Source organism: Pseudomonas sp. NY15374 (assembly GCF_048068255.1).
Lineage (GTDB): Bacteria > Pseudomonadota > Gammaproteobacteria > Pseudomonadales > Pseudomonadaceae > Aquipseudomonas > Aquipseudomonas machongensis.
On the sequence record NZ_JBLUPZ010000005.1, the window covers coordinates 243731 to 261042 of the forward strand.

A 17312-nucleotide genomic window follows, 5' to 3' on the forward strand; every position below is an offset into this window, starting at 1 on the left:
GCTTATATTTTCGTTGTTAAGTGTTGTGTTGCTGATCGGGTCAATCCGCGACCCGGACGCTCAGGGTGTTGGCCATTCGGTTGCCCACCCCGGCGCTCTGATTCAACTGGATCACGCCACGGCTGCCGGTGAAGGCCTGGTCACTGGTCGTGACCTGGCGACTGCCGGGTGTGTGATCAGTTGCGTCGGAGCTGTTGGCCAGCGAGACGTTCTGCTGGCTGAGAATGCTGTCGTCGATGCTCTGTGCAATTGCGCTGATGCTGATGCGCACCGCGTTGGCCTGCTGCGTGGCGGCGCCCGCCGATTGGTTGATGCCCAGCATGCCGTTGCCGTTGCTGAAGGCATTGCCATTGATGCTGGCGTGGGCGTCGAGCGCACTGTTGGCGCGAAAGTCGCTGCGTTGGCGGATCTGCGTGCTGGCCTGGCCTTCGGTGCCGATGGCGATGGCTTTCACGTTGGCCTGTTGCAGGGCGTCACCCGCGGCCTGGTTGATGTTGAGGTTGCCCTGGTAGGCGCGGCCACTGGCGTCGAGGGTGGCGTTGTCGACCACAGGGGAGCCGGCGAAGGCGCTGGCGCTGCAGCCCAGGGCCAGGCACAGCAGGGAGAGGTTGAGGGTCTGCATGATCATTGGCCCCGGGTCAGGATCTGCAGCGGCGCCATGCCGCGCTGAACGTTCTGGTTGACCGTGTTGGAGATGCTGTTGGCGCCGGACGCCCCGGCACCGGAGCCGCCTGGCATGCCGGGCAATTGCGACTGGGCGGTGCCCATGCCGCGCAGATTGCCGGAGTTGTCGGGCTGGAAGATGCGGCTGACGGTCGAACCGCTGGCGACGCTGGCGAAGTCGCCGTCGGTCAGTTCGTTGTTGGTCTGGGCCTGGATGCGTGCCGACTCGTTGGTGTTGGCGGTGGTCGGGTAGGGGTCTGGCGTGCCGGTTCGGCGATCAGCCTGACGCGGCTGGACATCGCGATTGAGGACGATCACCCCGTTGCCGCCAGCGAGGGCCGGCGGTGCAATCGATGTGGCGGCAAGGCAAGCCAGAACGAGCAGTGCAGGCAGTGTGTTGTGCTGGTTCCCCACGGCGGTGCTCCCTTTCTGTGCGCTGGCCCTTGAGCGTTGCCAGAACAGAGAGCGAAAGCCGTGCCGGTTTTGCTTTTTGCCGATTTATCAGTGGGTTGTGCGAGTGGGGTGGCAGTGCCGGTTTTCTGCTGTATCAGCGTTGATACAAGGTGCCGGGTCGTCGCCCGTCAAGGGCCGAAGCACGGGCGATCTGGCGGGGTGCGGAGGGGGTGTATCAGCGCTGTGACAGTTCACTCGAAAGTGTGGGGAAGGCCCCGGCAATAGGGGTTTGATGGCGATTGGGTGTATCAGTGAGTTAACAGTCCCGCCTTGCTGAGGGGCCGCTGGGCTCACCCCAGGAGTTCGGCCACCGCCGCCAGCGCGTCATCCCGGCGCTGCTGCCAGCCCCCCTCAATGACCCGCAGTGGCTGGCGATGCTGTTGTAGCCAGTGCAGGCTGTCATCGAAGAACGCCTGGCGCTCCTCAAGCCGCGGCTGGCAGCGCTGGCCATCGCCAATCCATTCCACACCCTCCGGACTGAGCAGCAGGTGCAGGTCGTAGTGCCTGGCCAGCAGCGCTTGTTCCAGCCATGCAGGGCAGTCGCCGAACAACACGCGACTCCACAACAGGTTGCTCAGCAGGTGGGTATCGAGGATCAGCAGCGAAGGCGAGGCTGCCCGCGCCTCGTCCTCCCAGGCCAGTTGCCCGCGGGCGATGGCCGGGATGTCGGCGTAACAGGTATCGCGCTGCTCGGTGTCGATGAAATGGCGTACGTATTCGCCGACGGTGATGCCACCGAAACGGTGCTGGATCTCGCCACTGAGCCAGCTCTTGCCACTGGATTCAGGGCCGCACAGGACCAGGACCTTCATGCGCCGGCCAGCGCCGGATCGCGCCGCCACTCCAGCCAACCGCGCACGGCGATCAGGGTGAACAGGGCGTACAACGCGGCGGTCAGGTACAAGCCCTTGTACAGGAACAGTCCGACGAAAATCACATCGACCACGAACCACAACGCCCAGCATTGCAGGCGTTTTTGTGCCATCCACACCTGCGCGACCAGACTGAACCCGGTCAGCGCTGCATCCAGCCAGGGTTGGGCGGCGTCGGTCCAGTGGGCCATGGCGGCCCCCAGGGCGGCGCTCGCCAGCAGGCCCAAGCCCAGTCCGCGCAGCACCGTAGCGGTGTCCAGGCGTGATACCCGGCGCGCGTCCTCGACGCGGTCCGGCCGCGTCCATTGCCACCAGCCATAGAGGTTGAGCACGGCATAGACCACTTGCAGGAGCATGTCCGAATACAGCTTCACGTCGTAGAAGATCCAGCTGTAGAGCAGCACCATCACCAGGCCGATCGGCCAGCACCAGATGTTCTGCCTGACCGTGAGCCAGACGGCGATGACGCCGAGCGCGGCGGCGAAGAGTTCGAGGCCGGACATCGGCGATCCTTCGGAGGGGAAAGGGCGCGATTGTAGCTTGAGGGCAGGGGAAGGTGAATCTCTGCAACAAGGGGCGCCGTAGCGCCCCCTGGAGGTCAGACCCTGAATTGTCGCAACAACTGCTCGAGCTCCTCGCTCAGGCGGGCCAGGGCAACACCGGCATCGCTGGATTGGCGCGCCGCCTCGGCGGTCTGTTGCGAAAGGCCCGCGGTGTCGAGCACGTTGCGGTTGATTTCCTCGACCACATGGGACTGCTGCAGGGTGGCGCTGGCGATCGAGGTGTTCAGCGCTGCCAGGGTATGCAGTGCCTGTTCGATGGCTGCAAGGCTGGTACCGGCTTCGCGGGCCTGTTCGACGGTCTGGCGCGATGCTTCGCTACTGGTGTCGATGGCCCGGACGGCGGCATCCGACTGGCCCTGCAGATGCTCGATCATGGTCTGGATCTCGGCAGTGGACTGCGCCGTGCGCTGGGCCAGCAGGCGTACCTCGTCGGCGACTACGGCAAAGCCGCGGCCCTGCTCGCCAGCGCGGGCGGCCTCGATGGCGGCGTTGAGGGCCAGCAGGTTGGTCTGCTCGGCGATCGAGCGGATCACTTCCAGTACGCCACCAATCTTGGTGCTGTGCCCGGCCAGGTCGCGGATCACCCCCTGGGCCTGATCGATGGTCGCCGACAACCGGTCGATCTGCTGCAGGCTGCCATGGATCGCCTGCTGGCCCTGACCGACCTGCTGCTGCGCGGCGCGCATTTCCACGGCCGCCTGCTCGGCATTCTTCGCTACATCCTGCACCGCGTAGGTGACCTCGTTGACCGCCGTGGCCACCTGGTCCATCTGCAAGGATTGCTGGGCACTGCGCTGCTGGGCGCTGCCGGCGTTGTCGCCGACGTGCCCGGCAGACTGGGCCAGGGCATGGGCTGTGCCCTGCAACTGGCCGACCACGCCCTGCAGCTTGCCGTTGAAGCGGTTGAAGTACTCGCCCAGGTGGGTGATTTCGTCGCGTCCGTGGGTGTCCAGCCGGCGGGTCAGGTCGCTCTCGCCACTGGCGATGTTGCCCATGGCCTGCACCGCCTCGTGCAGCGGACGGGCGATGCTGCGGGCGATCAGCCACACCACCAGCCCCATCACCAGGGCAATGACCAGCCCGACCAGCGAGGCCTCGCGGACCTGGCGGGCGAATTCGTCCTGGACGTCGTCGACGTAGACCCCCGAGCCGATGATCCAGCCCCAGGGTTTGAACAGTTCTATATAGGAGGTCTTGGCCACCGGCTCGCTGGCGCCGGGCTTGGGCCAGCGGTAGTTGACCGGACCTGCGCCCTGGGCCTTGGCCAGGGTCACCATCTCGTTGAACACGGCAAAGCCGTCAGGATCGCGGATCGCCGACAGGTCCTGGCCATCGAGCTTGGCGTTGACCGGATGCATGACCATCTTCGGTTGCAGGTCGTTGATCCAGAAATAGTCATCCTTGTCGTAGCGCAGGCTTCGCACCACCTGCAGCGCCTGCTGCTGGGCGCTTTGCCGATCGAGGCTGCCGGCGGCCTCCAGCCCCTGGTAGTAGGCGAGCACGCCCACGGCAGTCTCGACCACGTGCTGGGTCTTCTGCGCCTTGGCCTGGTACAGGTCGCCATGGATCTGGCGCAGCATCAGCAGCCCCAGGACCAACAGCATGGCGACGGCCACGAGCAGGATCAGCCACAGACGACGGCTGATCGACATCGATCTCAAGGTCTTCATCAAAAGGTCACTCCATGTCTTGTTCTTTTTATATGAGCAGCATCCAACCATGACCGGATGCCGGCAACCCAGTCGACCAACGGCTAAGTGCCGCGCTCGACAATCCATGTTGCATCCCGCGCAAGCCTTCGTGCGGGGCCTCTGATAGGATTTCGGCCGCGCAAGATGAAACCTTTAGCCGCGGCGCACTTTTTTGCTGGTGTTGTGACTAACGAAGGCTGTAAAACACGCGTCGCCGCGCGTGCGGTGAATATTTGTAATCGAAAAGAACTAGGGTGCTGCCAGGAGCAGTGTCCATTGGGGGAGTTGATGGATTTTTGGAGTGCCTTCCAGGCAATCATCCTGGGTATCGTCGAGGGCTTGACCGAGTTCCTGCCGATTTCCAGTACCGGCCACCAGATCATCGTGGCCGACCTGATCGATTTTGGCGGTGAGCGCGCGATGGCGTTCAACATCATCATTCAGCTGGGCGCGATCCTGGCGGTGGTGTGGGAGTTTCGCAGCAAGATTTTCGAAGTGGTATTCGGCCTGTCGAGCCAGCCCAGGGCGCGGCGCTTCACGGCCAACCTGCTGATCGCCTTCCTGCCGGCGGTAGTGCTTGGCGTACTGTTCGCCGACCTGATCCACGAGTACCTGTTCAACCCGATCACCGTGGCGGTGGCGTTGGTGGTGGGTGGCTTCATCATGCTCTGGGCCGAGCGCCGCGATCACCGTATCGAGGTCGACCATGTCGATGACATGCGCTGGTCCCATGCCCTGAAGGTTGGCCTGGTGCAGTGCCTGGCGATGATCCCGGGGACCTCGCGTTCGGGCTCGACCATCATCGGCGGCCTGCTGTTCGGCCTGTCGCGCAAGGCCGCGACCGAGTTCTCGTTCTTCCTGGCGATGCCGACCATGGTCGGTGCCGCGGTGTATTCGGGCTACAAGTACCGCGACCTGTTCCAGCCGGCCGACCTGCCGGTGTTCGCCATCGGCTTCGTGGTGTCGTTCATCTTCGCCATGATCGCGGTGCGTGCGTTGCTCAAGTTCATCGCCAACCACAGCTACGCGGTCTTTGCCTGGTACCGCATTGCCTTCGGCCTGCTGATCCTGGCGACCTGGCAGTTCGGCTGGGTTGACTGGGCCACGGCGCACGGCTGATGGCACGCGGGCAAAGTGCCGGGCGGCGCGACGCTGGCCAGGCAGGCGAGGGCGTGCGCAACCTGCGCCTGAAGTTGCTGGTGCTGCTGGTCTTGTGCCTGCTACCGGGCGTGGGGGTGGCGCAGATGGCCTGGAGCGGCCAGTCCTGGCTGCCCCTGGCGCTGTATCCGGCGGCCAGCCTGATCTGCCTGTTGTTGTACTGGCAGGACAAGCGACAGGCCCGCACCCAGGCCTGGCGCACGCCCGAGAAAATCCTCCACGCCAGCGAGCTGCTCGGTGGTTGGCCGGGGGCCTTGCTGGCGCAGCAACTGTTCCGGCACAAGACCCGCAAGCTGTCGTACCAGATGGTGTTCTGGGCAATCGTCGCGTTGCACCAGGTGTTCTGGCTGGATCGCCTGGTGCTGGGTGGGCGCTGGCTGGGGTTGATGGGCTGAGCGAGCGCCGAGCAATCCTCAATCCGCCAACAAGCCCACCTGCAAGCGCTTGGGCAAGCGTCGCACCACCAGCTGGTGCGAACGCTGCAGCAGATCGGTCAACTCCTCCCGGCCCATGGGGTAGGGAGGCAGCATGCTGATCCAGCGCGCCCTCGCCAGATAAGGCGCCGGCCGTACGCCGGGACGGTCGCAATAACCGAGAAACAGCTCGTCGGCGACCTTGAACATCAAGCCTGCTCCCGGCAGGTCAAGCACGGCGAACATCTTGTTACCGGCCACCGAGAACACCCGGATTCCGCCCCATTTGTAATCCTCCCGCGCGCCGGGCAGGCTCAGGCAGAACGCTGCCACCTGCTCGGGGCTCATGCGTCGTTCAGACATAACGCTCTCCACAGGCCTCGAACGAGGCCGCCAGGTGATCGATCCATACCCGCACTGCAGGCAACACACCCCGTCGGTGCGGATACACTGCCTGCAGGTAACCCCCTGGCAGTGACCACTCCGGCAGCAGGTGCACCAGTTCACCGCGTTCCAGTTCTTCTTCGCAATAGTTGCTTGGCAGGGCGGTAAAGCCCAGGCCTGCGCGGGCCGAGGCCTTGCGCACAACGAAGTCATCGATGGTCAGGCGCGGTTCCAGGGCGATCTCCTGCTCCTCACCGCCCGGCCCGATGAGGCGAAAGTGCACCAGGCGATCGGCATCCGCCGCTCCCAGCACCGGCAGCCCCGCCAATTGCGACGGGTGCTCGAGCCCGTCGGCGAATCCAGGTGCTGCCACCAGGTACATCTGCGCCTGGCGCAGGCGGCGGGTGGCCAGGGCCGGGTCCTCGTCCCCCAGGTCGCGCACCCGCAGCGCCACATCGATACCTTCGGCGATCAGGTCGACACGGCGATTGAGCAGCACCATCTCCAGTTGGACCAGCGGGTACTGGGCGAGAAAGCGGCTGATGATGTCTGGTAAAAAGGCATGTGCCAGGGCTACCGGGCTAGATACCCGCAGGCGTCCACGCGGCTCGCTGGTCATGCTGGCGACGGCTTCGTCGGCCATCTCGGCCTCCAGCAGCATGGCCTGGCAGTGGTGCAGGTAACGTTCACCGACGGCGGTCAGCTTCAGTTGCCGGGTCGTGCGCTGCAGCAGGCGCGTGCCCAGGCGCTCCTCGAGTTCCGCGATACGCCGCGACAGGCGCGACTTGGGGATGCCCAACTGGCGCCCGGCGGCGGCGAAGCCACCGGCCTCGACCACCCGGGCGAAGTAGAAGAGGTCGTTGAGGTCTTGCATATGGATATCTCACTGTTCCATCAGTGGAACAAACTAACGCATTTTTGCCGACTAATCAGCTATTCGTCGCCTGTGTAGGATTCTCTCCATCGTGATCGCCCACCGCCGCGGTCTTCATTCACAGGAGAGTCCCATGAAACTGTTGCACATCGATTCGAGCATCCTGGGCGACAATTCCGCCTCCCGCCAGTTGAGCCGCGAAGTGGTCGATGCCTGGAAGGCCGCCGATCCTAGCGTCGAAGTCATCTACCGCGACCTCGCTGCCGATGCCATCAGCCACTTCTCGGCCGCGACCCTGGTCGCCGCCGGCACCCCCGAAGAAGCCCGTGACGCCGCCCTGGCCCACGAAGCCCGCCTGAGTGCCGAAACCCTGGCCGAGTTCCTCGCCGCCGACGCCGTGGTGATCGGTGCTCCGATGTACAACTTCACCGTGCCGACCCAGCTCAAGGCCTGGATCGATCGCGTGGCCGTCGCCGGTCAGACCTTCCGCTACACCGAAGCGGGCCCGGAAGGCCTGTGCGGCGACAAGAAAGTCGTGCTGGTGTCCACTGCCGGTGGCCTGCACCAGGGCCAGCCAAGCGGTGTCGGCCATGAAGACTTCCTCAAGGTGTTCCTGGGCTTCATCGGCATCACCGACCTGGAAATCGTCCGCGCCCACGGCCTGGCGTATGGCCCTGAGCATCGCAGCAAGGCCATCGACGCTGCCCAGGCGCAGATTGCCAACGAGTTGTTCGCCGCAGCCTGATCCGAACCCCGAAAAAGCCGGCTGTCGCCTTGTGCGACAGCCGGCTTTTTCATGGATGTTTCATCTGTCGTCCATCGCGTAGCTTCTATGCTTATGCTACTCGTCCGCCTCGAGGGGAGAGACGCTCGCGATGAAAACCCGTGCCCTGTTGACGTTGCTCCTGCTCGGCGGCCTGCTGGCCCGTGCCGAGGCTTCACCTTGGGTGGCCGGCCTGCATCGCCTCACGCTTGCCGACCCGGTGGATGCCCAGCCCATGCAGGCCCTGGTGTTCTATCCCAGCAGCAGCCCGGCGCGGCCTACGCGCATCGAAGGCTACACCCTGCGGGTGGCCGAAGAGGCGCCGGTCGCCATGGGCCAGTTCCCGCTGCTGGTGGTCTCCCATGGCAATACCGGCACCCCGGTGGCGTTGCACGACCTGGCGACCTCGCTGGCCCGCCAGGGCTTCGTGGTGGTGGCCGTCACCCACCCGGGCGACAACCTTCGCGACCACAGTCGGCTGGGCAAGCTCAGCAACCTCTACGGCCGCCCCTTGCAGGTCAGCGCCGCGATCACCGCGGCGCGTGCGGATCACCTGCTCAGCCCTTACCTCAGCCAGGGCAAGGTTGGCGTGATCGGCTACTCGGCAGGCGGGGAGACTGCATTGATCCTGTCGGGCGCCCAGCCAGACCTTGAGCGACTGCGCAACTATTGCCTGGAACGTCCGATGGATGCCGATGCCTGCAAGACCCATGGCGTGTTGATCGCCGACCGCAGCGAGTTGACCCCGCAGTCCGACCCGCGTGTCGGTGCGGTGATGCTGATGGCGCCATTGAGCCTGATGTTTGGCCGCCATGCCCTGGCCGGCGTGCATGTGCCCGCACTGATCTACAGCGGCGACCAGGACCAGTTGCTTGCAGTCGACCGCAACGCCAGCGCCCTGGCGCGCAAGTTGCCGGTCACGCCCGACTACCGTCTGTTGTCTGGCGCTGGACATTTCGTGTTCATGGCACCCTGCGACGACGAACAGCGCCAGCGCATGGCGGTGTTGTGCAAGGATGCCGACGGCATCGACCGTCGCCAGGTGCACCGGGGCCTGCAGAGCGAGGCTGCGGCGTTCTTCAGCCAGGCGCTGGGAGCCCCGGAGCCCGCCGAGCGTTCAGCGGCGGTCGGCGCGGCGAGCCAGCAGCAGGACCAGGCCCACCCCTGACAGTGCCAGCAGCGCTGCCACGCAGAAGATCGACGCGTACCCCAGGTGCACGGCTACCGCGCCCATTACCGGGCCGGCCAGGCCCAATGCCAGGTCGAAGAACACCGCGTAGGCCCCGAGCCCCGCGCCCCGGCTGGCGCTGGGCACCTGCCTGATCGCCTCCACGCCCAGCGCCGGATACACCAGCGACAAGCCAAAGCCGGTGAGCCCCGCCCCAACCAAAGCCCATCCCGGTGCAGGCGCCAGCCACAGCAGGGTCAGCCCCAGCACTTCGGTGGCCATGCACGCGATCGCCACGTTATAGCCGCCGAAGCGGTTGACCGCGTTGACGAACAACAGCCGCGAGACGATGAAGCACAGGCCGAAGGCGCTCAGGCACCAGGCCGCGCCAACCCAGCCTTGCTCCAGGTAGTAGAGGGTGACAAAGGTGGTCAGGGTGCCGTAGCCGATCGACGCCAGTGTCAGCCCCATGCCGCAGGGTGCAACGCGGCCAAAGGCGGACCAGAAGGGCAGGCGCTCACCGCGCACCACTACTACGTCCGGGCGGCCGCGCAGCACCCACAGGGCCAGCAGCGCCATCACCAGCAAGGCCGGGCCGAGGGCAACGAAGCTCAGTTGGCCGACCATCACCACCCCGGCGGGCGCGCCGATGGCGATGGCGCCGTAGGAGGCGATGCCATTCCAGGAGATCACCCGCGCGGTGTGTTCGGCACCGACCTGGCCGATGCCCCAGCTCAGCGTGGCGACGCCGATCAGGCCTTGGGCGACCCCCAGCAGCACACGCCCGGCCAGCAGCAACGCCAGGCTCAGCGAGGGCAGGGCGAGGGACCAGGCCGACAGCAGGGTCAGCACGCCGCAACCGGCAATGCCATACAGCCCGTAGCGAATCGCCTGCTTGCCGCCCAGGCTATCGGCCACGCGACCGGCGAAGGGCCTGCTGAGCAAGGTGGCGAGGTATTGCAAGCCGATGGTCAGGCCGGCGATCACCGCACCCATGCCCAACTGGTCGTGTACATGGCCGGGCAGCACCGCGATGGGCAGGCCGATGCACAGGAAGGCGACGAAGGTGTAGAAGACGATCGAAAGGATCTGCAGGGTCAGGGCGGTGGTGCTGACAGGCGTTGGGGCTGGGGCGGTCATGGCGGTGTTCGCGGGCGGGCGGTGCAGCAATCATGGCTGGCTGGAGGGATAAAAGAAAGCAGCCTAACGATTTTCCCACACGATTCCTGTGCTTGAACCGGTGCCTGAACCGGCGTACCGTCTCCTTCCGTTTCCGCCAAGGAGTGCTCCATGCAAGGCAAGGCCCGCAAGGTCGTCCAGGCCATTCTCTACGAAGTCATCGCCGTGGCGTGCGTGGCGCCTGCGCTGTCGCTGATGTTCGACGCCGGCATGGCTCATTCGACGATACTCTCGATCCTGATGTCGGGCATCGCCATGAGCTGGAACATGGGCTACAACTGGGCCTTCGAGCGCTGGGAAGCACGCCAGGCGCAGCGTACCCGTACCTGGTTCCGCCGCTTGCTGCATGCGCTGGGCTTCGAGGGTGGGCTGGTGCTGATCCTGCTGCCGCTGGTGGCGTTCTGGCTGGATATCAGCCTGTGGAGCGCGTTGCTCACCAACCTGGCCCTGTTCGTGTTCTTCTTCGTCTATGCCTTCGTCTTCCAGTGGGGCTTTGACAAGGTCTTCGACGTGCCGCTGTCGGCACAGCAACAGGCGCGCTGCTGAAAGTTGACTTCCTACGGTTTGGCGGGATAAGTTCCTACACCATGAATACCTACTCGCCTGTGCGCACCTTCGGCCTGATTATTATTACCGCCATTATCGGATTGGCGGGCTAGCGCGCACTGGCACCGAAACCCGCCCTGGAGGCGGGTTTTTTCTTCTCGACTCCTGGGCATCTGCAAACCCCAGGAGTCATCGATGAGCAATCTGAGCGTCAGCCCCCGTTCCCCCGTCACGCCCCAGCAGCTGCTGTCGGAGCAGGTGCGGCGCATTCTTGCAGCGCCCGTGTACGACCTGGCCATCGAAACCCCGCTGCAGGCGGCCCCGGCGCTGTCCACCAGCCTCGGCAACCAGGTGTTGCTCAAGCGCGAAGACCTGCAACCGACCTTCTCGTTCAAGATCCGCGGTGCCTATACCCGGCTGTCGCGCCTGTCCCAGGTCCAGCGCGAGCGTGGCGTGATCACCGCTTCCGCCGGCAACCATGCCCAGGGCGTGGCGCTGGCCGCAGCGCACCTGGGCATGACGGCGACCATCGTCATGCCCACCACCACCCCTGAACTGAAGATCGCCGGTGTGCGCTCGCGCGGCGGCAACGTGGTGCTGCATGGCGAAAGCTTCCCCCATGCCTTGGCCCATGCGCTGCAACTGGCCGACCGCCAGGGAGCGACGTTCGTGCCGCCGTTCGACGATCCCGACGTGATCGCCGGGCAGGGCACCGTGGCCATGGAGATCCTGCGCCAGCACCCGGGCGCCCTGGATGCGATCTTCGTCCCGGTCGGTGGCGGAGGTTTGATCGCGGGGATCGCCGCCTACGTGAAGTACTTGCGTCCGCAGGTCAAGGTGATCGGTGTCGAGCCCGAGGACTCCAACTGCCTGCAGGCCGCGCTGGCCGCTGGCGAGCGAGTGGTACTGGCGCAGGTCGGCACCTTTGCCGACGGCGTGGCGGTGGCCCAGGTCGGTGCCCATTGCTTCGAGTTGTGCCGGCATTTCGTCGATGAAGTGATCACCGTCAGCAGCGATGAGCTGTGCGCGGCGATCAAGGACATCTACGACGATACCCGATCGATCACCGAGCCTTCCGGCGCGCTGGCCGTGGCCGGTATCAAGAAGTACGTGGCGCGAGATGCCGTCCGTGGGCAGACCCTGGTCGCCATCGACTCTGGGGCCAACATCAATTTCGACCGCTTGCGCCATGTGGCCGAGCGTGCCGAGCTCGGCGAGCAGCGTGAGGCGGTGATCGCGGTCACCATCCCTGAGCGGCCGGGGAGCTTTCGCGCTTTCTGCCAGGCCCTGGGCAAGCGCCAGGTGACCGAGTTCAACTACCGCTACCACCCTGGCAAGGAAGCCCGGCTGTTCGTCGGCGTGCAAACCCATCCGCAGCACGACCCGCGCGAGGGCCTGCTGGACAGCTTGCGGGCGCAGGGCTATGAGGTACTCGACCTGACCGACAACGAACTGGCCAAGCTGCATGTGCGCCACACTGTCGGCGGCCATGCTGCGCCGAGCGCCGACGAGCGGGTGCTGCGCTTCGAGTTCCCCGAACGCCCAGGTGCGTTGCTGGGCTTTCTCGAGCGCCTGGGCCAGAACTGGAACATCAGCCTGTTCCACTACCGTAACCATGGCGCTGCCGAGGCACGGGTATTCGCTGCGCTGGAGGTGCCAGCCGACGAACAGGCCCTCATGCCCCACGCGCTGCAGGCCATGGGCTATCGCTACTGGGATGAGACGGACAATCCGGCGTATCGGTTGTTTCTGGGGTAAACGAGTGCCGCTCATCGCGGACTGCCTGCGATGTCGACCGTTCAGTCACGGCGGCTTGTCCTGGATCAACATTCGTGTGGCAGTTAGGGCAGATCCTCGAAGGTAGACAGACAACAACCTGAGAGGATCTCGGCCATGAGCAGCACCTTCTTCATTCCACCCGTCAACATCATGGGCCTCGATTGCCTGGACGAAGCCATGGCGGCGATTGCCGGCTACGGCTTGCGCAAGGCGTTGATCGTGACTGACGAAGGCCTGTCCAGGGCCGGGGTCGCCAAGCGTATCGCCGGGCTACTGGCCGAGCGCGACATCGACTCGGCGATCTTCGACGGCGCCAAGCCCAACCCGAGCATCGCCAACGTCGAGGCGGGCCTGGCACTGTTGCAGCGCGAACGCTGCGATTGTGTGATCTCGCTCGGTGGCGGCTCGCCCCATGACTGCGCCAAGGGCATCGCCCTGTGCGCAACCAACGGCGGGCATATTCGCGACTACGAAGGCGTGGACCGTTCGGCCAAGCCGCAATTGCCACTGATCGCCATCAACACCACGGCCGGTACGGCCAGCGAGATGACCCGTTTCTGCATCATCACCGACGAATCGCGCCACGTGAAAATGGCCATCGTCGACCGCAATGTCACGCCGATCCTGTCGGTCAACGACCCGGCACTGATGGTCGGCATGCCCAAGGGCCTGACCGCCGCCACCGGCATGGATGCGCTGACCCACGCTATCGAGGCGTATGTCTCCACGGCCGCCAACCCGATCACCGACGCCTGTGCACTCAAGGCCATCACGTTGATCAACGACAACCTGCGCCAGGCGGTTGCCGACGGCCAGGACTTGCAAGCCCGGGAGAACATGGCGTACGCCCAGTTCCTCGCCGGCATGGCCTTCAACAATGCTTCGCTGGGTTATGTACATGCCATGGCGCATCAGCTCGGTGGCTACTACGACCTGCCGCATGGGGTCTGCAACGCGGTGTTGCTGCCGCATGTGCAGCGCTTCAATGCCCAGGTCAGCGCCGCGCGTCTGCGCGATGTGGCCAAGGCCATGGGCGTGAAGGTGTGTGGGCTGACGGCAGAGCAGGGCGCGGGGGCGGCCATTTCGGCGATCGAGCATCTGGCCGTGGCGGTAGGGATCCCTTCCGGCCTGGCAGAGCTGGGGGCCAAGCGCGAAGATGTGCCGGTGTTGGCGGCCAATGCGTTGAAGGATGCCTGTGGGCTGACCAATCCGCGCACTGCCAGCCAGGGGGAGATCGAAGCGATTTTCGAGGCGGCGTTCTAGTTGACTCAAGGAACAGACGGCCTTGGCAAGCAGCACAAGGCCGTGCTTCAGCGCTCACGCATGAAGAACCCCGCCACGTACTTGCGGAAGGTTTCCGGGCTCTTGAAGTCTGCGTAGCGCTTGAAGTTTTCCGTGTCGGGCTCCGGGCCGAGCGGCTTTTCCAGCAGCGACACCGACAGCACGCGGTCCTGGTCGGAAGTCAGTACCAGCTCGTCCATCACCTCGCCGCCGATCACCGGGCGGCGCATCAGCACTTTGACCCCCTTGCCCGCCATCCAGTCGATCAGCGAGACCAAGGCTTTCAGCGGTTCGCGCTCCTCGTCACGGTATACCGGGAACAAGTGCGCACGTGAGAGCACCGGTACGCTGGCGACATGGATCAGTTCGTAGTAGTGGCTGCCGGCAGTGGCGGGCGAGTACAGCGCCAAGGCCAGCAGCGGGCCGCCGGTCTTGCTGCCACCCCAGAGCAAGTGATGGCCCTGGAAGTCGAAACCGTCTTCGCTACGGGCATTGAGCAGCTTGCGCCCCTTGATCTGCTCGACGCAGTCCAGCAACAGACCGTGGCGGCGGTGGTTGCCGAATACGCTGGATTCACGCAGGCGCGCCTTGAGCATCATCATGTGCTTCATGTCCAGGCGCGTTTCCAGGTAGTTGCTCGCCGGGACCCGCTCGAGCAGCGGATAGCGGCCAGCGACCCCGCGCAGTTCGGCGAACTGCGCGGTCAGGTCCTTTTTCAGGTGCGTGGCGTAGACGTTCAGGCCGCTGGCCTCGATCCAGGTCAGCAGCAGCGACAGCAGGCGCTGTTGCTCGCGGCGCTCCCCGGCCTCACCGCCGATTCCGTTACCCGTGGTGGCGCGGTGGAAGTCGCCGAGCAGACGCAGCGGCGTGTCTGGTGGCAGCCAGGCGGCGGGCGGCGGTACGTCCTCGCTGCGCTCCATGGCTTCGCGCTCGTCCTTGGTGAAAGGGCAGCCGGGAGCATGCTCCGGGGTGTCGGGGTTATTGCGCAGGAACAAGGTGCCAGTGTTGCCGTTGAGGCTGACATTGAGCACCGGCAGGGCATCCTTGCGGCAATCGCAGGCCAGCCATTGGTTGGCGCTGCGCACCTTCATCAGCCACTGGTTGGCTTGCAGCAGGCGCGGGCCAACCAGCGTGGCACTGGCAAACCCGGCCAGCAGTTCTTCTTCGGCCGGGGTGAGGGTGCGCACCTGCGCGCCGTTCTTTTCGATGATTCGCATTCAATAGCAGCTCCGAGCTACAAGCCTCAAGCTTCAAGCAAAGCCGCGGCGCTTTCAACTTCAAGCGTGCGGCTTGCGACTCGTCGCCCGTTCAGTTGCCGCCGAACAGCTTGGCTGCGCGGGCGTGGATCTCTTCGGGGCTCAGGTCTTCCTTGTGGGTGGACACGAACCAGAGGTTGCCGAAGGGGTCTTTCAAGGTACCGCTGCGATCACCGTAGAACTGGTCCTGCACCTCTCGCAGTGGCGTGGCGCCGGCAGCGACGGCCTGTGCATAGACCTTGTCGCAGTCCTCGACATACAGGTGCAAGCCGATGGCAGCCCCTGGCAACGACTGGCTGGCGGTGAGGCCACCGTCCATGTCGCAGGGGTCGGCGAGCATCAGCGAGGAGTCGCCGATTTTCAGCTCGGCATGACCGACGCGACCGTCGGGGCCGTCGAGGCGAAACATCTCGACGGCGCCGAAGGCTTGCTTGTAGAAGGCGATGGCCTTGGCGGCATCCTTGATACCCAGGTAGGGCGTGATGCTGTGCTGGCCTTCGGGGATGGGTTTGGCTGGCATTGCGCATACCTCCTGTGGAGGGTGGTCATTCGTCGAAACTGTATATTTGTACAGTTTCGACGAATGCGCAAATGCCGTTTTCCGATTAAGCGGCCGCTGGCTAGAAGATGTAGTCGGTGGTCAGGAAGCTGGACTGGCGATTGCGGATGATCTCGCTGATCAGCGTCTTGTTGGACTCTTGGAACTTGGTGGCCACCAGGGTACGGATCGAGAATACCCGCAGCGCGTCATGCACCGACAAGGTCCCTTCGGCGCTGTTCTTGCGGCCGTTGAACGGATAGGTGTCCGGGCCGCGCTGGCACTGGGCGTTGAGGTTGATGCGCCCGACCTGGTTGGCGAAGGTGTCGACCAACGCACCGACGGTCTGCGGGTCGTTGCCGAACAGGCTCAGTTGCTGGCCGTAGTCGGAGTCGAGCACATAGTCGATCACCGTCTGCAGGTCGCGGTAGGGCACCACCGGCACCAGCGGGCCGAACTGCTCTTCGTGATAGACGCGCATCGACGGCGCCACCGGGTACAGCAGGGCGGGGTAGAAGAACGACCCCCGGCTCTGGCCGCCCCCCGGGTTGAGGATCTTCGCGCCGTGCGCCTGCGCGTCGGCGACCAGGCCATCGAGGTAGTCGACCTTGCCCGGCTCCGGCAGCGGCGTCAGTGCAACGCCGGGCTCCCAGGGCATGCCTGGCTTGAGTGCCGCAAGCTTGCGCTGGAATTTCTCGAGGAACGGCTCGACCACATCCTCGTGCACGAACAGGATCTTCAGTGCCGTGCAGCGCTGGCCGTTGAACGACAGGGCGCCGGTCAAGGCTTCATCGACGGCGTTGTCCAGGTCCACCTCGGGCAGCACGATCCCCGGATTCTTGGCATCCAGGCCCAGCGCCGCCCGCAGTCGATGGGGGCGCGGATGGAGCTTTTTCAGGTCGCTGGCGGCCTTGTGCGTGCCGATGAAGGCGAACACATCGACCTTGCCGCTGGCCATCAGCGCGCTGACCGTCTCGCGGCCGCGACCATAGATGACGTTGATCACCCCTGGCGGGAAGCTGTCGCGGAAGGCTTCGAGCAGCGGACGGATCAGCAGCACACCGAACTTGGCCGGCTTGAACACCACGGTGTTGCCCATGATCAGCGCGGGGATCAGCGTGGTGAAGGTCTCGTTGAGCGGATAGTTGTACGGCCCCATGCACAGCGCCACGCCCAGTGGTGCGCGGCGGATCTGGCCGAGTGTGCCCTGTTCCAGCTCGAAGCGGCTGGAGCGGCGGTCCAGGTCCTTGAGGGCGTTGATGGTATCGACGATGTAGTCGCAGGTGCGGTCGAACTCCTTTTCCGAGTCCTTGAGGTTCTTGCCGATCTCCCACATCAGCAGCTTGACCACGGCGCCGCGTTGTTCGCGCATGCGCGCCAGGAAGGCTTCGACATGCTGGATACGTTCGGCCACACGCATGTTCGGCCACACGCCGCGGCCCTTGTCGTAGGCTTGCACCGCGGCATCGAGGGCGGTGAGGGCGGTGTCGGCGTCGAGCAGCGGCGCGCTGCCGAGGATGACCTGGCGTTCCTGATCGCCCTCCTTGAGCCACACCGGGCTGCGCACCGTGGCCAGCGGCCCGTCCCAGCGCCTGAGCTGCCCTGCCACCAGATAGTCGCGTTGCTCCAGCGGCTCGCCCAGGCGCCAGGCCTCGGGGATGTCTTCTGGGGTGGGAAACAGCGAATCGAGCAGACGGTCCATGGGTACTGCACCTCACTTTTAGCTGATCA

Annotated in this window: 18 protein-coding genes and 1 pseudogene; 7 read left to right on the plus strand and 12 right to left on the minus strand. The window is 65.0% G+C overall.

The genetic code is table 11. The features are described 5' to 3' along the window. Positions 1-40: 40 nt before the first annotated feature. The 6 genes and pseudogenes from ACNFHO_RS13615 to ACNFHO_RS13640 form a co-directional block, all read right to left on the minus strand. A complete protein-coding gene (locus tag ACNFHO_RS13615) occupies positions 41-622 on the minus strand; it encodes a hypothetical protein (RefSeq protein ID WP_054893966.1) in 582 nt (193 codons plus the stop codon). Positions 623-624: 2 nt separating this feature from the next. Then, a complete protein-coding gene (locus tag ACNFHO_RS13620) occupies positions 625-1077 on the minus strand; it encodes a hypothetical protein (protein ID WP_054893931.1) in 453 nt (150 codons plus the stop codon). Between the two features lie 329 nt (positions 1078-1406). After that, positions 1407-1928 carry an AAA family ATPase gene (locus ACNFHO_RS13625; RefSeq protein WP_416766652.1) on the minus strand — a complete coding sequence of 174 codons (522 nt, stop codon included), beginning with the start codon at positions 1926-1928 and terminating at the stop codon, positions 1407-1409. Then, positions 1925-2491, minus strand: coding sequence for a nicotinamide riboside transporter PnuC (gene pnuC / locus ACNFHO_RS13630; RefSeq protein ID WP_054893933.1), 567 nt, complete (start codon positions 2489-2491; stop codon positions 1925-1927). Before pnuC ends, ACNFHO_RS13625 begins: the two co-directional genes overlap by 4 nt. Positions 2492-2586: 95 nt before the next feature. Then, positions 2587-3321 carry a methyl-accepting chemotaxis protein gene (locus ACNFHO_RS13635; RefSeq protein WP_370671098.1) on the minus strand — a complete coding sequence of 245 codons (735 nt, stop codon included), beginning with the start codon at positions 3319-3321 and terminating at the stop codon, positions 2587-2589. A gap of 138 nt (positions 3322-3459) precedes the next feature. After that, a pseudogene (locus tag ACNFHO_RS13640) lies at positions 3460-4329 on the minus strand (cache domain-containing protein); the annotation flags it as partial. Positions 4330-4530: 201 nt separating this feature from the next. Between ACNFHO_RS13640 and ACNFHO_RS13645 the strand changes: the two are divergent. Both ACNFHO_RS13645 and ACNFHO_RS13650 read left to right on the plus strand, forming a co-directional pair. Next, a complete protein-coding gene (locus ACNFHO_RS13645) occupies positions 4531-5361 on the plus strand; it encodes an undecaprenyl-diphosphate phosphatase (RefSeq protein WP_054893935.1) in 831 nt (276 codons plus the stop codon). Beyond that, positions 5361-5795, plus strand: a complete 435-nt coding sequence (locus tag ACNFHO_RS13650) for a DUF1294 domain-containing protein (RefSeq protein ID WP_054893936.1) — start codon at positions 5361-5363, stop codon at positions 5793-5795. The genes ACNFHO_RS13645 and ACNFHO_RS13650 overlap by 1 nt, the downstream gene beginning before the upstream one ends. Before the next feature lie 18 nt (positions 5796-5813). Here the strand turns inward: ACNFHO_RS13650 and ACNFHO_RS13655 are convergent, their stop codons facing one another. After that, on the minus strand, positions 5814-6176 hold the full coding sequence (locus ACNFHO_RS13655; protein WP_054893937.1) for an MmcQ/YjbR family DNA-binding protein: 363 nt from the start codon (positions 6174-6176) through the stop codon (positions 5814-5816). Then, the gene (locus tag ACNFHO_RS13660) at positions 6169-7071 is read right to left on the minus strand and encodes a LysR substrate-binding domain-containing protein (protein WP_125930160.1); all 903 of its coding nucleotides are present in this window, start codon (positions 7069-7071) and stop codon (positions 6169-6171) included. Before ACNFHO_RS13660 ends, ACNFHO_RS13655 begins: the two co-directional genes overlap by 8 nt. A gap of 133 nt (positions 7072-7204) precedes the next feature. Between ACNFHO_RS13660 and ACNFHO_RS13665 the strand changes: the two genes are divergently transcribed. Together ACNFHO_RS13665 and ACNFHO_RS13670 are read left to right on the plus strand one after the other, a co-directional pair. Next, positions 7205-7816, plus strand: a complete 612-nt coding sequence (locus ACNFHO_RS13665; RefSeq protein ID WP_054893939.1) for an FMN-dependent NADH-azoreductase — start codon at positions 7205-7207, stop codon at positions 7814-7816. A 130-nt stretch (positions 7817-7946) separates the two neighbouring features. Next, on the plus strand, positions 7947-9002 hold the full coding sequence (locus ACNFHO_RS13670; protein ID WP_054893940.1) for an alpha/beta hydrolase family protein: 1056 nt from the start codon (positions 7947-7949) through the stop codon (positions 9000-9002). Here the strand turns inward: ACNFHO_RS13670 and ACNFHO_RS13675 are convergent. Beyond that, entirely contained in the window at positions 8952-10142 is a 1191-nt protein-coding gene (locus tag ACNFHO_RS13675) for an MFS transporter (RefSeq protein ID WP_063544484.1), read from the minus strand. The two genes, ACNFHO_RS13670 and ACNFHO_RS13675, sit on opposite strands and share 51 nt — an antisense overlap. Before the next feature lie 150 nt (positions 10143-10292). Between ACNFHO_RS13675 and ACNFHO_RS13680 the strand changes: the two genes are divergently transcribed. From ACNFHO_RS13680 to yiaY, 3 genes are all read left to right on the plus strand, one after another. After that, positions 10293-10727 carry a PACE efflux transporter gene (locus ACNFHO_RS13680; protein WP_054893942.1) on the plus strand — a complete coding sequence of 145 codons (435 nt, stop codon included), beginning with the start codon at positions 10293-10295 and terminating at the stop codon, positions 10725-10727. A 195-nt stretch (positions 10728-10922) separates the two neighbouring features. Then, on the plus strand, positions 10923-12485 hold the full coding sequence (gene ilvA, locus ACNFHO_RS13685; RefSeq protein WP_416766653.1) for a threonine ammonia-lyase, biosynthetic: 1563 nt from the start codon (positions 10923-10925) through the stop codon (positions 12483-12485). A 135-nt stretch (positions 12486-12620) separates the two neighbouring features. Then, on the plus strand, positions 12621-13769 hold the full coding sequence (gene yiaY, locus ACNFHO_RS13690; RefSeq protein ID WP_063544488.1) for an L-threonine dehydrogenase: 1149 nt from the start codon (positions 12621-12623) through the stop codon (positions 13767-13769). Between the two features lie 47 nt (positions 13770-13816). Here yiaY and ACNFHO_RS13695 read toward each other — a convergent pair whose 3' ends face one another. The 3 genes from ACNFHO_RS13695 to ACNFHO_RS13705 all read right to left on the minus strand — a co-directional run bounded on the left by ACNFHO_RS13695 (position 13817) and on the right by ACNFHO_RS13705 (position 17283). Next, a complete protein-coding gene (locus ACNFHO_RS13695) occupies positions 13817-15004 on the minus strand; it encodes a hypothetical protein (protein ID WP_063544490.1) in 1188 nt (395 codons plus the stop codon). 91 nt (positions 15005-15095) lie between these two features. Next, on the minus strand, positions 15096-15563 hold the full coding sequence (locus ACNFHO_RS13700) for a VOC family protein (protein WP_063544492.1): 468 nt from the start codon (positions 15561-15563) through the stop codon (positions 15096-15098). Positions 15564-15663: 100 nt separating this feature from the next. After that, positions 15664-17283, minus strand: a complete 1620-nt coding sequence (locus ACNFHO_RS13705) for an NADP-dependent glyceraldehyde-3-phosphate dehydrogenase (RefSeq protein WP_416766654.1) — start codon at positions 17281-17283, stop codon at positions 15664-15666. Positions 17284-17312: the final 29 nt, after the last annotated feature.

Excerpts from the sequence above, each read along its gene's own strand:
- ACNFHO_RS13615 (WP_054893966.1), bottom strand. The coding sequence starts at position 622 with ATGCAGACCCTCAACCTCTCCCTGCTGTGCCTGGCCCTGGGCTGCAGC.
- ACNFHO_RS13625 (WP_416766652.1), bottom strand. The coding sequence starts at position 1,928 with ATGAAGGTCCTGGTCCTGTGCGGCCCTGAATCCAGTGGCAAGAGCTGG.
- pnuC (WP_054893933.1), bottom strand. The coding sequence starts at position 2,491 with ATGTCCGGCCTCGAACTCTTCGCCGCCGCGCTCGGCGTCATCGCCGTC.
- ACNFHO_RS13635 (WP_370671098.1), bottom strand. The coding sequence starts at position 3,321 with ATGGACCAGGTGGCCACGGCGGTCAACGAGGTCACCTACGCGGTGCAG.
- ACNFHO_RS13645 (WP_054893935.1), top strand. The coding sequence starts at position 4,531 with ATGGATTTTTGGAGTGCCTTCCAGGCAATCATCCTGGGTATCGTCGAG.
- ACNFHO_RS13650 (WP_054893936.1), top strand. The coding sequence starts at position 5,361 with ATGGCACGCGGGCAAAGTGCCGGGCGGCGCGACGCTGGCCAGGCAGGC.
- ACNFHO_RS13655 (WP_054893937.1), bottom strand. The coding sequence starts at position 6,176 with ATGTCTGAACGACGCATGAGCCCCGAGCAGGTGGCAGCGTTCTGCCTG.
- ACNFHO_RS13660 (WP_125930160.1), bottom strand. The coding sequence starts at position 7,071 with ATGCAAGACCTCAACGACCTCTTCTACTTCGCCCGGGTGGTCGAGGCC.
- ACNFHO_RS13665 (WP_054893939.1), top strand. The coding sequence starts at position 7,205 with ATGAAACTGTTGCACATCGATTCGAGCATCCTGGGCGACAATTCCGCC.
- ACNFHO_RS13670 (WP_054893940.1), top strand. The coding sequence starts at position 7,947 with ATGAAAACCCGTGCCCTGTTGACGTTGCTCCTGCTCGGCGGCCTGCTG.
- ACNFHO_RS13675 (WP_063544484.1), bottom strand. The coding sequence starts at position 10,142 with ATGACCGCCCCAGCCCCAACGCCTGTCAGCACCACCGCCCTGACCCTG.
- ACNFHO_RS13680 (WP_054893942.1), top strand. The coding sequence starts at position 10,293 with ATGCAAGGCAAGGCCCGCAAGGTCGTCCAGGCCATTCTCTACGAAGTC.
- ilvA (WP_416766653.1), top strand. The coding sequence starts at position 10,923 with ATGAGCAATCTGAGCGTCAGCCCCCGTTCCCCCGTCACGCCCCAGCAG.
- yiaY (WP_063544488.1), top strand. The coding sequence starts at position 12,621 with ATGAGCAGCACCTTCTTCATTCCACCCGTCAACATCATGGGCCTCGAT.
- ACNFHO_RS13695 (WP_063544490.1), bottom strand. The coding sequence starts at position 15,004 with ATGCGAATCATCGAAAAGAACGGCGCGCAGGTGCGCACCCTCACCCCG.
- ACNFHO_RS13700 (WP_063544492.1), bottom strand. The coding sequence starts at position 15,563 with ATGCCAGCCAAACCCATCCCCGAAGGCCAGCACAGCATCACGCCCTAC.
- ACNFHO_RS13705 (WP_416766654.1), bottom strand. The coding sequence starts at position 17,283 with ATGGACCGTCTGCTCGATTCGCTGTTTCCCACCCCAGAAGACATCCCC.